Origin of the sequence: Pseudomonas sp. Pdm06 (assembly GCF_014851795.1) — a bacterium.
GTDB lineage: Bacteria > Pseudomonadota > Gammaproteobacteria > Pseudomonadales > Pseudomonadaceae > Aquipseudomonas > Aquipseudomonas fluorescens_AA.
Genome location: NZ_JACVAH010000041.1, coordinates 1 through 648, shown reverse-complemented (window position 1 = coordinate 648; position 648 = coordinate 1). Strand labels below are relative to the sequence as shown.

Here is a 648-nt window from a genome sequence, read left to right as displayed (position 1 = left end):
GTCAACTTCGCCCGCCGGGCCAGTTGGCAAGAGGCCGCCAGCAGCTCGCTGACCGAACTGTTCGCCCCGCAGATCCACCAGTCGCGCCTGGACAGTTGGCCCCAGCATTACCCGTGGATCGACCCGGCCGGCTATGAATACTTCCGCACCCGCCTGGGCCAGGCCCGGCGCGATGTGGAGCATGGCTTGGCGATCACCTTGCAGCACTACACCACCCGCGCAGGGCAGGAACGCATGTTGGAGATTCTCCAGTTCAAGCTGGACATCCTCTGGAGCATGCTCGACGCCATGAGCATGGCCTACGAATTGAATCGCCCGCCCTATCACAGCGTGACCGACCAACGGGTTTGGCACAAAGGAATTACCTTATGAGTTTCGACCGCAGCCAAACCCCGCGCTGGCGCCCCGGCTATCGTTTCCAGTACGAACCGGCCCAGAAAGGCCACGTGCTGCTCTATCCTGAAGGCATGATCAAGTTGAACGACAGCGCTGCGCTGATCGGTGGCCTGATCGACGGCGAACGGGATGTCGCGACCATCATCGACGAGTTGGCCAAGCAGTTTCCCGACGTGCCGGAACTTGGTGACGACATCGAGCAATTCATGGAGGTCGCCCGTGCACAGCACTGGATCGAACTTGCCTGACACC

At 61.3% G+C, this 648-nt stretch carries 1 protein-coding gene and 1 pseudogene; both read left to right on the top strand.

Features of this window, described 5'->3' with window-relative positions; all coding sequences use genetic code 11:
* Positions 1–372: pseudogene (locus IB266_RS30455) on the top strand (pyrroloquinoline quinone biosynthesis protein C); the annotation flags it as partial.
* On the top strand, positions 369–644 hold the full coding sequence (pqqD, locus tag IB266_RS30450) for a pyrroloquinoline quinone biosynthesis peptide chaperone PqqD (protein WP_060743025.1): 276 nt from the start codon (positions 369–371) through the stop codon (positions 642–644). The pseudogene IB266_RS30455 and the gene pqqD, both read left to right, overlap by 4 nt.
* Positions 645–648 lie beyond the last annotated feature (4 nt).